The following is a 14450-nucleotide window of genomic DNA, read 5'->3' as shown; positions in this document are numbered from 1 at the left end:
GACACCGATTGTTTAAATTTAATGATGAGAAGGGGCAATTGAAGTGCTCGTTCTGCGGCAAGTCGCAGGAGCAAGTACGCAAGTTGGTTGCCGGTCCTGGCGTATATATATGTGACGAGTGCATCGAGCTGTGCAATGAGATTGTAGAGGAAGAGCTCGGTCACGAAGAGGAAGTTGATCTGAAGGATATACCGAAGCCGAAGGAAATTCGTGCGATTCTGGATCAATATGTCATTGGTCAAGAAATAGCGAAAAAGTCGTTGTCCGTAGCGGTATATAACCATTACAAACGGATTAACACCCAGAACAAGATCGAGGATGTTGAGCTGCAGAAGAGTAACATCTTGCTTGTGGGGCCTACTGGTTCCGGTAAGACACTTTTGGCGCAGACCATGGCTAAAATCTTGAACGTGCCATTCGCAATTGCGGATGCCACATCGCTTACAGAAGCAGGTTATGTGGGCGAAGATGTTGAAAATATTCTGCTGAAGCTGATCCAAGCGGCAGACTATGACGTGGAGAAGGCGGAACGCGGTATTATTTACATCGATGAAATCGATAAAGTAGCTCGCAAATCCGAGAATCCTTCGATTACACGCGATGTATCTGGTGAAGGGGTACAGCAGGCATTGCTGAAAATTTTGGAGGGAACCGTTGCTTCTGTTCCGCCGCAAGGTGGCCGTAAGCATCCTCACCAAGAATTTATTCAAATTGATACGACGAACATCTTGTTCATTTGCGGCGGTGCGTTTGACGGACTGGAGCAAATTATCAAGCGTCGTGTAGGGAAGAAAATTATTGGCTTCAATGCTGATGGTGGTCAGAAGGATTTGAAGCCTGGCGAATACTTGACGATGACACTTCCGGAGGATTTGCTGAAATTCGGACTTATTCCTGAATTTGTTGGGCGTCTTCCAGTCATCTCGACGTTGGAGCCGCTTGATGAGCATACATTGGTTCGTATCTTGAGCGAGCCGAAGAATGCGCTGACGAAGCAGTACCAGAAGTTGCTTGAGATGGACAATGTGAAGCTTGACTTCGAGTCTGGTGCACTGGAAGCCATTGCTCGCGAAGCGATCAAGCGCAACACTGGAGCGCGTGGATTGCGTGCCATCATCGAGGGCATTATGCTTGACGTGATGTATGAAGTGCCATCGCGCGATGATGTAACAACATGTGTCATTACGGAGCAAGTAGTAAAAGAACGAATGATTCCGGAACTGACGACAGATAAGAAACAAGAGGAAAGCGCCTAATAGGCGCTTTTCCGTCCGTTTCCGACATGGGAGAGAATGTATCATGTATTTGCGACATCAGACTAGAGCTGTAAAAGTGGGCGATGTAACGATTGGCGGCAACAATGAGGTTGTCATTCAGAGCATGTGCACGACGAAGACGGCAGATGTAGAAGCCACTGTTGCGGAAATTCATCGACTTGAAGAAGCTGGATGCCAGCTTGTTCGGGTTACGGTCAACAATGAGGAAGCAGCGGATGCGATTAAGGAGATTAAGAAGCGTATCTCGATTCCGCTCGTTGCTGACATTCACTTTGACTACAGGCTCGCTTTGAAGGCGATTGAGAACGGTATTGACAAGGTTCGGATCAATCCGGGCAATATTGGCCGCCGTGAGAAAGTGGAAGCAGTCGTGAAGGCGTGCAAAGAGCGCGGCATTCCGATTCGAATCGGTGTTAATGCAGGATCGCTGGAGAACCACCTGCTCGAGAAGTATGGATATCCAACGCCAGAGGCGATGGTCGAAAGTGCTCTATTCCATATCGGAATTTTAGAAGAACTTGATTTCCACGATATTATTGTCTCGTTGAAGGCATCAGATGTGCCTATGGCCATCGCTGCCTATACAAAGGCTGCTGAGGTAATTCCGTACCCGCTTCACTTAGGGATTACAGAAGCTGGAACACTGTTCTCAGGGACGATTAAGAGTGCGGCAGGGCTCGGAGCCTTGTTATCACTTGGAATTGGCTCGACGGTTCGTGTCAGCTTGAGTGCGGATCCAGTAGAAGAAGTGAAGGTTGCGCGTGAGATGCTGAAGTGTTTCGGCTTGATTTCCAATGCAGCTACACTTGTATCATGTCCAACATGCGGTCGACTTGACATCGATTTATTCTCGATTGCGAACGAAGTAGAGGAGTATATCTCCAAAGTGAAAGTTCCAATTAAGGTATCGGTGCTTGGTTGTGCGGTAAACGGTCCGGGCGAGGCTCGTGAAGCGGATATCGGCATCGCTGGAGCTCGTGGTGAAGGGCTGTTGTTCCGCTACGGAGAAATGATTCGTAAAGTACCGGAGGCAGAGCTTGTCTCTGAGTTGAAGAAGGAAATCGACCATATCGTCGCTGAATATGAGCGTACGGGTCAGATTCCAGGGCGTAAGCACTAATCGAAATATAAGAAGCTATCTTGTTATCGTATGATACAAGAACACCCACATGCAGCAGTGGCGCATGTGGGTGTTTTCTTTGTCTGTATCCAAGTTTCTAATTCAATGATCTCGTTCATGTGTCAGACGAGTTAGTAACCTCAGCGATAGGAGCATTGGTTAGTGAGGGAGCATTTTGCTGCATTTTGCTGTTTCCGTTGAATTTGCCGCCTTCTTTGATAATGAAGGATTGGCACAATACATTGCCTTCCAATCTGCCAGAGCTCTCGATGATGACACTTTCTGTGACGTTGACATCACCTTGCATGAACCCTGCGATAACTAGGCTGGAAGCTTGAATATGGGAATAGGCTTTGCCCGACTCTCCAATAATTACGTTCTGACTGCAATGAACATCACCAGTAATGGTTCCCTCGATCCGTAGGTCAGTTTCGCATACAAGCTTTCCTTCAAATGTAGTAGCCTGTCCAATTAAGGTGTCGGTTCCGCTAATTTTTTTGCCAGAGGATTTGGCGAACATATCGTGCTCCTTTCTTATATAAAAATCTTATTCAGGAGTGTTTACATAAGTCATTGGATCAATAGGCTGTCCGTTCTTACGAATTTCGAAATGTAGATGAGGTCCTGTGCTCCGACCTGTTGTACCGATTTTGCCAATGAGTGTCCCTTTTTTCACCGAATCTCCGCTGGCCACAACTCTCTCGCTTAGGTGCAAGTAACGTGTAGTAAGTCCGCTGCCATGATTCACGATGATATAATTCCCCTTCAGTTCATCCCTGTCGGAATCAATGACGACCCCTTCGGCAGTAGCGTAGACCGGATCGCCTGTATCTCCGCCTATATCTAATCCAGCATGGAATGCTTCATTGCGTTGAAACGGATCACTGCGTTCTCCGAAAAGAGAGGTGATTCGTGTGCTACCTGTTGGCCATAAGGTTGGAGTAGCGTTCAACTGCTGCTGGAAGGCTTCGGCATTCTTAAATAGAGGAGGCATTGTTCGTTCCCAATCCTGCCACTTCTTATTCATATGATGGAGCTGCTTATTCACGTTCTCCCATGCTTCAAGTGGTGAGACAGGCTTTTGGTCGCTGCTGTTCACTTCTGTAGCGGCAGAACGAAGCGTCGACAACTTAGATGCAGGAAGCATAATATACTCACCACCTAGCGGCAAAGGCAAGGATGCCGTGTCGCGCTTGGTTGACATAGAATTGGGCTTACCCGTGCCAGGTGATAGCTTGCTATTCTTTGGAGGGTTAGTGCCAGATGGGACTTGTAAATAGGATTGCAATTGCTGTTCCCATTGTGAGATTCTGTCCATTTTCTGTTTCATATCGTTGGAAGAAGCGGTAATAATGGATAATTGCTTGTCCATCTCTGCTAACAGTTGATTCTTCTCCTGCAGTTCAAGCTGTAATTGTTCATGACGAGCAACAATATCATACATGGTAAATCGTTGAATGACTAACGATAAAAGTAATGCGCTAATCCCGCCAATGACAATAAACATGACAAGTTTAACCACAACAGTTGGAATACTGTATTGAATAACTGGCCGATTTGGTCCTCGCATGAGCATCCATGTCCAGTGGCGATCGTTTGATTTCGTCATAATTCAAGGATTCCTCCTTAACGACACAAAGGTAAAATAAGCTAGAAACGTTTACATAACATTCCTATTGTACATGATTTTCGGTGAAAAGTAAGTAGATAATGCAACGATTCGACATAAAAATCGGTTTGTGTCGAATGACGAAAAGGTAAATTTTATCACAAATTGAAAAATGATAAAAAACATTTTGCCATTGCCTGCGATTTAGGCTACAATCAGATAGTACGTGTTAGCAAAGTTAACATATAGCGTGCAACAGGACTAGACAATAAGAGAGGTGCGATATATTGATCGATCAAATTCAGGATTGGATCGGAAAGTTTAATGATTTGTGGTATTTGATGCTTATATTTGTCCTGATAACAGCAGGATTATATTTTTCATTCCGAACAGGCTTCGTGCAGCTTTCCGCGATTAAAGAAACATTCCGTCTTATGTTGGGGCGGGATAAAGGAAAGTCTTCCGGTGAGAAACAAGGCGTTTCCTCCTTCCAGGCATTCGCAATGAGTACGGCCTCGCGTGTTGGTACGGGGAATTTGGCCGGAGTCGCTATTGCCATTTCGTTAGGTGGCCCTGGCGCTGTATTCTGGATGTGGATGATTGCCATTATTGGCGCGGCTTCGGGGTTCGTCGAATCCACATTGGCACAAGTGTATAAAGTGCGCGATGGCAAGGATTTCAGAGGCGGCCCAGCTTACTATATGGAACGAGCGTTGAACGCACGCTGGCTAGGCATTATTTTTGCAGTCCTCATTATTTTCAGTTTCGGATTCGTTTTTAATTCTGTACAGGCCAACACAGCAAGTGCTGCATTCCAGGATATATTTAACTTGGATCCGATTTGGATGGGGGTTATCTTGGCAGTTCTTGTCATCCCGACGATATTCGGTGGGGTTCAGCGGGTTGCTAAGGTTTCTGCGACTGTAGTTCCGATCATGGCACTAGCCTATATAGCGATTGCCTTGTTCGTCATGTTCGTGAATTTTAGAGAAATTCCGGGCGTGTTTGCTTCTATTATTCAAAATGCCTTTGGATTTGGGGAGGCGTTGGCTGGCAGTGTAGGTGCAGCAGTAATGAACGGAATTAAACGCGGTCTGTTCTCGAACGAGGCCGGAATGGGTAGTGCTCCCAATGCGGCGGCGACAGCCCATGTTAGTCATCCAGTCAAGCAAGGTTTGATCCAGTCGTTTGGGGTATTCGTCGATACATTGCTTGTTTGTTCGTCAACAGCGTTCATTATCCTGTTCTCCGGGATTTCGACGACGGGCGAGCAGAACGGCATTCGATTGACTCAACATGCGCTTGCGGCTCAGGTTGGAGATTGGGCGCACATTTTTATTGGCTTAGCTGTCTTTTTATTCGCATTTACTTCGCTGATTGGAAACTACTATTACGGTCAAAGCAACATCGAATTCATTACGAAGAAAAAGGGTTGGATGCTTGCCTATCGACTAGGTGTCATAGCGATGGTTCTCTTCGGTTCTGTTGCGAAGATGACCCTAGTATGGAATTTGGCAGACTTGTTCATGGGCTTCATGGCGTTTATTAATCTCATTTCCATTATGCTGCTTGGTAAAGTGGCATTTGCGGCTTTGAAAGATTATATGGGTCAGCGTAAGCGTGGCGAGGAGCCAGTCTTCTATGCAGATTCTGTTCCAGGACTGAAGCATGCAGAATGTTGGGAAAGAAATAATAACTCATAATCACATACGCTTATAATGCATCCGGCAAAGGGTAATACTACCAAGTAGTAAACTTTGCCGGATTTTTTTGTCCTTGCGAGGGCGTTATGGGAGGATGAAACGATGAATTTAAGCGTAATATTGATGCTGATCAATGCGTTCTTTGCCGTAGTTATTGGCATATACTTCTGGAATCTGCTGCGCAGTCAGAAAGGAAATCGCACAGCTGTTGATCGAGAATCGCGCAAGGAGATGGATAAGCTGCGCAAGCTAAGGTCTATTTCCTTGACGAAGCCGCTAGCAGAGAAGACAAGACCTGCGATCATGAGTGATATTGTTGGGCAGAAAGATGGATTGAAGGCGCTCAAAGCTGCTTTGTGCAGTTCGAACCCGCAGCATGTGATCATCTATGGCCCACCAGGCGTAGGTAAGACGGCTGCTGCGAGAGTAGTGCTGGAGGAAGCGAAGAAGAATGCAAGCTCGCCATTTACAATGGAATCCAAGTTCACTGAAATCGATGCGACGACAGCAAGATTTGATGAACGTGGCATTGCCGACCCATTAATAGGCTCGGTTCATGATCCAATTTATCAAGGTGCTGGTGCGATGGGAGTCGCTGGGATTCCACAGCCGAAGCCGGGAGCGGTGACGAAGGCACATGGGGGCATGCTGTTTATTGATGAGATTGGAGAGCTTCATCCGATACAGATGAATAAACTGTTGAAGGTACTTGAAGATCGTAAAGTATTTTTGGAGAGCGCTTATTACAATTCGGAAGACTCGAATGTACCTTCGTATATTCACGATATTTTTCAGAATGGATTGCCTGCGGACTTCAGGCTTGTGGGAGCGACGACCCGTTCTTCCCAAGAACTCCCGCCAGCGCTTCGTTCACGTTGTATGGAAATCTACTTCAGGCCGCTGCTTCCTGATGAAATCGGAGCTATTGCAGAAAATGGGCTGAAGAAAATTGGCTTCCCGCACTCGCCAGAAGCGGTAGATATGGTGAAAAAGTACGCGACCAATGGGCGTGAGGCGGTGAATATTGTCCAACTGTCGGCTGGACTGGCGATGTCAGAAGGGCGGACATCGATTGATGCGGCTGATGTTGAATGGGTTGCCAACAGCAGCCAGATTGCTCCGCGTCCTGATCGCAAAGTTCCCGCAGAACCACAGGTAGGTCTCGTGAATGGCTTGGCTGTATACGGTCCTAGCATGGGAGCGCTGCTGGAAATTGAAGTGAGTGCGATCCGCGTGAAGAGTGGGCACGGCAAGTATACAATTACGGGTGTTGTCGAGGAAGAAGAGCTGGGCGGTGGAAGCCGAACGCTGCGCCGCAAGAGTATGGCGAAGGGGTCTATTGAGAACGTATTGACCGTGCTTCGCAGCCTGGGACATGAGACGTCCAATTTCGATTTGCACATTAACTTCCCAGGTGGATCGCCAGTAGATGGTCCATCCGCGGGCATGGCAATGGCGATTGCCATCGCATCAGCATTGAATGGATGGCCTGTGGACAATAAGCTTGCGATGACAGGTGAAATCAGTCTTCATGGGCGCATTAAGCCGGTCGGCGGCGTACTTGCCAAGGTGGAAGCGGCTTTTCAAGCAGGAGCAACTCGCGTGCTTATTCCGAAGGAGAATTGGCAGGATATCTTCGCAGGCTTGGATGGAGTGCAAGTCATACCCGTCGAACACATTGAGGAAGGCTTCCAACATGCATTCGGCAGTGAATGGAAGGGAGATGCACAGCATAAGCCGCAACCGTTCGAACGTGCCGCGGGCACCTCGCTGCCGTTGCTGCATGCAGAAGGATCGGAGAAGAATAGCAGTTCTTCTGATGGGAGCAGCTATAGCTGATCGGCCTGTGGAAAATTGGTGTTTTACTTGAACATTTGATAAAATGTTGGATGCAATGTACTAGATAGATCATGATAGCCATGGGGGTGCCGAACGATGGGGCTTAAATCGAACAAAGACCGCCGCCTGCCTCTGCTCCCGCTACGAGGCTTGCTCGTGTACCCGAGCATGGTGTTGAACTTGGATGTGGGGCGCGATAAGTCGGTACGGGCACTTGAACATGCGATGCTGGAAGATCAATTGCTGCTGTTGTGCACGCAGTCAGAGGTCAGCATCGAGGAGCCTTCTCAGGATGATATTTTCCGTATAGGCACGATAGCGAAGGTTCGTCAAATGTTACGTCTGCCTAATAACACAATACGTGTGCTTGTTGAGGGTGTTGAGCGCGCTGAGATCGTTGAATATGTGCCTAATGAGGAGTTCTATGAGGTTCAGGTGCATGTATTGCATGAAGAGACGTCGGGTGATCCTTCAGAGACAGAAGCACTCATGCGCATGGCATTGACCCAGTTCGAGAACTATGTGCAAATGTCGAAGAAGGTGTCGCCAGAGACACTAGCTTCCGTAACGGACATCGAAGAACCGGGTCGGATGGCGGATGTAATCGCCAGCCACTTGTCCATCAAGCTCAAAGATAAACAGGCGCTTCTGGAGACGGTGGATAGCAAAGCCCGTCTGCATAAGCTGCTTGAGCTGCTCAATAATGAGAGCGAAGTGCTGGAGATGGAGAAGAAGATTGGCCAGCGCGTGAAGAAGCAGATGGAGAAGACACAGAAGGAATACTATTTGCGTGAGCAAATGAAGGCGATCCAGAAGGAATTGGGAGATAAAGAAGGCCGCGCGGGCGAGGCCGAGGAGCTGCGTGCCCAATTGAAGGAGCTCGAGGCTCCGGATAAAGTTCGTGAGAAGATTGGCAAAGAAATCGATCGATTGGAGAAAATGCCGGCTTCTTCCGCAGAAGGTTCGGTGATTCGAAACTATATCGATTGGCTACTTCAGATTCCGTGGGCTCAGCTCTCGGAGGATGATCTGGATCTGAGCAAGGCAGAATCCATTCTGGAGGCCGATCATTATGGACTTGAGAAGCCGAAGGAACGTGTCCTTGAATATTTGGCTGTACAGCAGCTAGTCAAAGAAATGAAAGGGCCGATTCTATGCCTTGTTGGCCCTCCGGGTGTCGGGAAAACGTCGCTTGCAAGGTCAATTGCGAAGTCGCTTGAACGGAAATTTGTTCGTATCTCGTTAGGTGGGGTGCGTGACGAGGCGGAGATTCGCGGTCATCGTCGTACCTATGTAGGTGCAATGCCAGGACGAATTGTTCAGGCGCTTAAAAATGCGGGCACGATGAACCCAGTAATGCTGCTTGATGAAATCGACAAGATGGCATCTGACTTCCGTGGGGATCCGGCGTCTGCACTGCTGGAGGTATTGGATCCAGAACAGAATAATGCATTCAGTGATCATTTCGTTGAGCTCCCGGTCGATCTGTCCAAGGTTCTGTTCGTGACAACTGCCAATGCGGTTCACAATATACCGCGTCCGCTGCTGGATCGGATGGAACTGCTGTCCTTGTCTGGATATACGGAGCTTGAGAAGCTGGAAATCGCGAACAGGCATCTGCTTCCGAAGCAGAAGGAAGCCCATGGATTGCAGGCGAATCAGCTGACGGTTCAAGAGGACTGCCTTCTGAAAGTGATTCGTGAATATACACGTGAAGCGGGAGTTCGCCAACTGGAACAGCAATTGGCTGCGCTATGCCGCAAGGCTGCAAAGCGAATTGTATCTGAACAGGTGGAGGACATACAGATTCACGCCCAGCAATTATCCGAATATTTAGGTGTAGCTCGATATCGCTATGGTCTGGCAGAACAAGATGATCAGATAGGAACGGTGACAGGTCTTGCGTGGACCGAAGCGGGAGGGGATACGCTTAATATTGAGGTTACCGTTGTTCCTGGTTCCGGCAAGCTGCAATTGACAGGCAAGCTAGGCGATGTCATGAAGGAGTCAGCACAGGCTGCATTTAGCTACATCCGCTCGAAGGCGGCGCAGTGGGGATTGGAGCCCGACTTCCATGAGAAGCTGGATATTCATGTCCATGTCCCTGAAGGAGCGATTCCGAAGGATGGCCCTTCCGCCGGAATCACAATTGCGACGGCACTTGTATCGGCGTTCACTAATCGGTATGTATCCAAGGATGTTGCAATGACCGGTGAGATTACATTGCGCGGGAGAGTACTCCCGATTGGTGGATTGAAAGAGAAGTCGCTGGCCGCGCTTCGTGCAGGAATCAAGACGGTACTGTTCCCGCATGACAATGAACGCGATCTAGCGGATATCCCAGATACAGTACGGCGGGAGCTGACCTTTATACCAGTAGCTCATATGGATGAAGTGCTGCAGCATGCGTTGCTGGAGGCGACTTCATCATAATGGCATAGCAACAAGACGGATGCGCGTGCAGCGCATCCGTTTTTCTTTTTTTTTGTGAAATGACGGGAATCGTGTACAATTGTACAATAGACAGAACAGAATGTAAGGTGAGGATAATCGCGTATGAAAATAACAAATGCTGAATTTATTATTAGTGCTGTTGGATCTGCACAGTATCCAGATGACGGGTTTCCGGAGATTGGTCTGGCAGGCCGATCAAATGTAGGGAAGTCATCGTTAATCAATCGTATGATTATGCGCAAGAACTTGGCGCGTACAAGCTCGCAGCCGGGTAAGACACAGCAGTTGAACTACTATCGCATTAATGACAATATGTATTTCGTGGACGTACCGGGATACGGGTATGCAAAGGTATCGAAGACGCAGCGCGCTGCGTGGGGACGCATGATTGAAGCGTACTTCCAAGAGCGTGAGACACTTCGCCTTGTGCTGCTGGTTGTTGATTTGCGCCATGCGCCTACAGCAGACGATTGCATGATGCATGACTGGCTTACGCATTACGGCGTCCCGGTATGTGTGGTTGCGACGAAGGCTGATAAAATATCGAGAAACCATCTTCCGAAGCATGTGAAGCAAGTTCGTACCACCCTTGGGTTGTCATCGGATGCTCCGTTTGTCATGTTCTCCGCGGAGACAGGACAAGGCCGTGAAGAGTTATGGGACATTATTAATCAGCATGCAAGCGTTAATTCGTAAGCATGTTGGATAAAAAGCGGGGTAGTTCCGGCCTCAGTCCGTTTTTTTGCGAAATGCACCATAAAATGGCGGCTCATGAACAGGAATTCATATTCTCCCTGTAGTATAATAAACATGTATAAATATTATATGTTGAATACAGGTAAGGAGAGTTTTTATGGCTCGGCGGTTAGCCACAGAGTATGTGAAAGCCAGTTTACAGTTAACGGAAGCTCAATTGACCCGATTTGTGCAATCGCTCGCGAAGCAATCTATTGTGGGGCGGGTGAAAGTATTAGAAAACGGTAATCAAGAGGTGGTTCTTGAGGACGGCCAGGGTGATGAGATCATATTCCTGTTCGAGAAACAAGGCAATCGGTATGTCTGTGTAACGTCTTGCCGCTTGGTTCATCCGAAATTGACACAAGTGATGCATAAGCTTGTGGCGACATTCCGTGGCGAAGCGGTAGTCAATCGGATTTTTGCGGGATTTACAATCACTTATTATTACGCAGATGGGGCTGTTCGCAAGATTGTAGAGCAGAAGGAAGAGCCTCGCGTTATTTTCGAACATAAGGATACGGTGCAGGACTTGCATAACATGTACCGAAACGAACATGTAGAAATACGAATTGCGAGTATTAAGGAGCGCATCAACAGTTTGCTCGATAAGCGCAATCGAAGCCTGTCAGCAGATGAGGTTCAAGCTGTAGATCAGCAGCTAACAGCACTGGCAAAGCAATTGTTCATCTTGGAAGCCTGAGCGGCACTTGAATATGAAAGAACTTAAGGCGTATGCCTTAAGTTCTTTTTTTGTTCTGCAGCGAATATTGGGCGGGCGTACTAGACACCTATTAGAGGCTTTCGCCATATAGTAGACAGGGAAAATGGAATAGTCAGGGGATAAGTGGATAAAAAAGTGTTGCATTTATGTGAGTAAGATGTTATTTTTAATCTCGTTGAAAACAATATAGGAACCAGGATTCACTCAGGACATTGCATGTTGCGAGAGATTTTTCCCTCGGGAAGTGAATGACGTAGGTCCTAGCGGATGAAATTATTTTTTCAAACATTTTATTCCTAGGAAGGGGGAACCGAAAGATGGAATACTCAACTTTCGGAAGACATGTTGCTGTTGACACGTGGGGAGTCGACTTCGATTTGCTGAACAATGCTCAATTGCTTGAAGCACAACTGGTAGAAGCCGCTGAAGCGTGTGGTGCAACGGTCTTGTCTGTTCAATCTAAACAGTTTGACCCACAAGGGGCAACAGTTCTAGTTATGTTGTCAGAAAGTCATCTTTCAATCCACACTTATCCTGAACGTGGATTTGCAGCAATCGATTGTTACACTTGCGGAGAAACAGTAGACCCGCAGCTAGCCATTGATTACCTGGTCTCTGTGTTGAAACCGGAGAAAACGTACGCGAAGAAACTTATTCGCGGATTAGGCGAATTGCAAGTGGTTACTCCGGATATGAAAGTATCCGAATTGGTATAAACGACAATAAAGTCCCGCTCATCCTCGTGCTTGGCACAGGGTGGAGCGGGCTTTTTTTATTCTTATAGAGAGTCAACCTCATAGCTCGGTTATTTGTCCACTTGTTGCTCCATAAGCTATATACATAATCATATATAGTAGGAGAATGCTGATGAGACCTAGACGATTTCGAGGCGGTATCGTATGGATGGTTGTGTTGTTCATGCTGTTAATATGGCCTTCCATTCAAGTGTACAACTTATTCTCTCCGAAGGCAGAAGCGTCCGATCCGCTTAAAATGCTGTACGAAGTAGCTCAATTTCAAACGAACCTGTTAAAAGGATCATTGCAGGAAGCGGCGCGATATGACTCGACAGAACCACTTCAAAAATTGAAGCTTGTTGCTTATTCAGCAGCATTTGCACATGAAAGACTGGTTCGTGCGGCAGGGAAGAAGCAGCTGCCAGAGCTGCCAAGTCTGAATAAGGTTGTAGAAACCATCACATTGATGCAGTTAAATGGCGATCGCCCATTAACGGACAGTGAAAAAGAGATGATCAGCATGAGCGCTGAGGCAATGAACCGACTCTATGACAGCTATGCGCTCGTCTATAGCAGCAGCGGGGGATGGGTCACATCCAAGCGTGAAGAACTGGTTAGCGCAGACAAGGATTTGAAGGAAGTGCTGGAATCTAATTTTACACCGAAGTGAACTGGCAAAAAGTACATAAAAAAAGAATGACATTGGGGCGTTGCAATGATAGTATAAGGTGCAGTTAGCCCGTACAAACTAAAATTTGACATGCATTTCATAATATTTTCAAATTACGAACGAATGTTCTTGTTGATCTATGTTATAATGATTATCATCTGAGAATGTACTAAATTTTGAAAAGCAGGTGAAATGAATGCACATCATCGTCGTCGGCATGAACTATCGTACGGCGCCCGTAGAAATTCGGGAGAAGTTTGCGGTGCCCGAAAGTGATTGGCAAGAGGCGCTGAGACAATTGAGACAGACGAAGAGCGTGCTCGAATGCGTGATGGTGTCGACATGCAATCGCACAGAACTGTATGTGGTTGTCGACAGATTGCACATGTGCGGTCACTTCATCCGCAGCTTTATGGAGACGTGGTTCGGCATTTCCAGACAGCAATTTACACCGTACCTCTATATATATGAAGATGATCAGGCTGTCGAGCATTTGTTCCGGGTCAGCTGCGGCTTGGATTCCATGGTCATCGGCGAAACGCAAATTTTAGGCCAAATCCGTAATGCCTTCTTGTTCGCGCAAAATGAAGGGGTAACCGGGACGTGGCTGAATACCGTATTTAAGCAGGCAATAACACTCGCGAAGAGAGCACATGCCGAAACAAGCATTAACGAAAATGCGGTTTCGGTCAGCTATGCCGCAGTGGAGCTTGGCAAGCGAATATTCGGATCGTTCCAAGGAAAGAAGGTGCTCATTCTAGGCGCAGGCAAAATGAGCGAGCTGACTGTGAAGCACTTATATGCCAACGGTGCTGCGGAGGTAATGGTGGCAAACCGTACCCTATCTCGCGCGGAAGAGCTGGCGAAGCAGTTTAACGGCCGGGCAGGTACGCTTGATGCGGCCGAACAGATGCTGGTTGAGGCTGATATTGTGATTAGCTCAACGGGTTCGAAGGAATATGTGCTTACAGCGGATGATGTGAAGCGGGCGATGAGCAGGCGCAAATCTCGGTCGCTGTTCTTCATTGACATTGCCGTGCCGCGTGACCTGGATCCGGCGATTAGTGACGTGTCGAATGTATTCTTATATGATATCGATGATCTGCAAGGTATTGTGGAGAGCAATCTGGCACGTCGCCGCAAGGAAGCGGCGAAGATTGAAGCTTTCATCGCAGATGAACTCGAGGAGCATCGTTATTGGCTCAAAATGCTGGGTGTAACTCCGATGATTCGGTCTTTACAGTCCAAAGCAGAACGTATCCACCAGGATACGCTGCAAAGCTTGTTCAATAAGCTTCCCGAGCTGTCTGAACGGGAAGAAAAATTGATACGCCGTCTGACGAAGAGCATGTTGAACCAAATGATGCACGACCCAATTAATCAAATTAAAGAGCTCGCCGCTGAGAAAAATGGGGACGAGGCATTGCGGTTATTTTCGCAAATTTTCGCACTGGAGCAGCCAGAAGCGGGTGGCATGGAGGAGCGAGGCAAGGAACAGCCCTCACCCCAAGTCACCGTGAATCGAAATACGGAACCCGAGCGGGGGAAGTCTGTGCTGTCTTGGGCAGCCGTCACATGGTAG

12 protein-coding genes are annotated in these 14450 nt (G+C 47.6%); 10 read left to right on the top strand and 2 right to left on the bottom strand.

The genetic code is table 11. The features are described from left to right. Positions 1 to 8 precede the first annotated feature (8 nt). Together clpX and ispG are read left to right on the top strand one after the other, a co-directional pair. The gene (clpX, locus tag BLS15_RS20135; RefSeq protein ID WP_021252337.1) at positions 9 to 1256 is read left to right on the top strand and encodes an ATP-dependent protease ATP-binding subunit ClpX; all 1248 of its coding nucleotides are present in this window, start codon (positions 9 to 11) and stop codon (positions 1254 to 1256) included. A gap of 43 nt (positions 1257 to 1299) precedes the next feature. Beyond that, positions 1300 to 2397 (top strand): flavodoxin-dependent (E)-4-hydroxy-3-methylbut-2-enyl-diphosphate synthase, encoded by a 1098-nt coding sequence (gene ispG, locus BLS15_RS20130; RefSeq protein ID WP_021252336.1) that lies wholly within the window; start codon positions 1300 to 1302, stop codon positions 2395 to 2397. A gap of 115 nt (positions 2398 to 2512) precedes the next feature. On the opposite strand, the gene BLS15_RS20125 is transcribed toward ispG, so the two are convergent. Together BLS15_RS20125 and BLS15_RS20120 are read right to left on the bottom strand one after the other, a co-directional pair. Beyond that, a complete protein-coding gene (locus BLS15_RS20125) occupies positions 2513 to 2917 on the bottom strand; it encodes a bactofilin family protein (protein ID WP_021252335.1) in 405 nt (134 codons plus the stop codon). A 27-nt stretch (positions 2918 to 2944) separates the two neighbouring features. Next, a complete protein-coding gene (locus BLS15_RS20120; RefSeq protein ID WP_090513549.1) occupies positions 2945 to 4006 on the bottom strand; it encodes a M23 family metallopeptidase in 1062 nt (353 codons plus the stop codon). A 341-nt stretch (positions 4007 to 4347) separates the two neighbouring features. Here BLS15_RS20120 and BLS15_RS20115 point away from each other — a divergent pair, with 341 nt between their 5' ends. The 8 genes from BLS15_RS20115 (at position 4348) to hemA (ending at position 14450) form a co-directional block, all read left to right on the top strand. Further along, entirely contained in the window at positions 4348 to 5709 is a 1362-nt protein-coding gene (locus BLS15_RS20115) for an alanine/glycine:cation symporter family protein (protein WP_090513639.1), read from the top strand. A gap of 102 nt (positions 5710 to 5811) precedes the next feature. Further along, the gene (gene lonB, locus BLS15_RS20110) at positions 5812 to 7548 is read left to right on the top strand and encodes an ATP-dependent protease LonB (RefSeq protein WP_021252332.1); all 1737 of its coding nucleotides are present in this window, start codon (positions 5812 to 5814) and stop codon (positions 7546 to 7548) included. 96 nt (positions 7549 to 7644) lie between these two features. Further along, positions 7645 to 9981, top strand: coding sequence for an endopeptidase La (gene lon / locus BLS15_RS20105; protein WP_021252331.1), 2337 nt, complete (start codon positions 7645 to 7647; stop codon positions 9979 to 9981). 123 nt (positions 9982 to 10104) lie between these two features. Beyond that, positions 10105 to 10698, top strand: coding sequence for a ribosome biogenesis GTP-binding protein YihA/YsxC (yihA, locus tag BLS15_RS20100; RefSeq protein ID WP_021252330.1), 594 nt, complete (start codon positions 10105 to 10107; stop codon positions 10696 to 10698). Between the two features lie 157 nt (positions 10699 to 10855). Next, positions 10856 to 11440 (top strand): hypothetical protein, encoded by a 585-nt coding sequence (locus tag BLS15_RS20095; RefSeq protein WP_021252329.1) that lies wholly within the window; start codon positions 10856 to 10858, stop codon positions 11438 to 11440. A gap of 338 nt (positions 11441 to 11778) precedes the next feature. Beyond that, positions 11779 to 12177, top strand: coding sequence for an adenosylmethionine decarboxylase (gene speD / locus BLS15_RS20090; protein WP_021252328.1), 399 nt, complete (start codon positions 11779 to 11781; stop codon positions 12175 to 12177). Between the two features lie 151 nt (positions 12178 to 12328). After that, positions 12329 to 12868, top strand: coding sequence for a hypothetical protein (locus BLS15_RS20085; RefSeq protein WP_028533791.1), 540 nt, complete (start codon positions 12329 to 12331; stop codon positions 12866 to 12868). 196 nt (positions 12869 to 13064) lie between these two features. After that, complete coding sequence (gene hemA, locus BLS15_RS20080) at positions 13065 to 14450, top strand: glutamyl-tRNA reductase (RefSeq protein WP_021252326.1); 1386 nt, start codon at positions 13065 to 13067, stop codon at positions 14448 to 14450.

This window comes from Paenibacillus sp. cl6col (assembly GCF_900102125.1).
Classification (GTDB): Bacteria; Bacillota; Bacilli; order Paenibacillales; family Paenibacillaceae; genus Paenibacillus_B; species Paenibacillus_B suaedae.
Note: the sequence above shows the minus strand (reverse complement) of the source record. Positions and strands in the feature narration are given on the sequence as shown.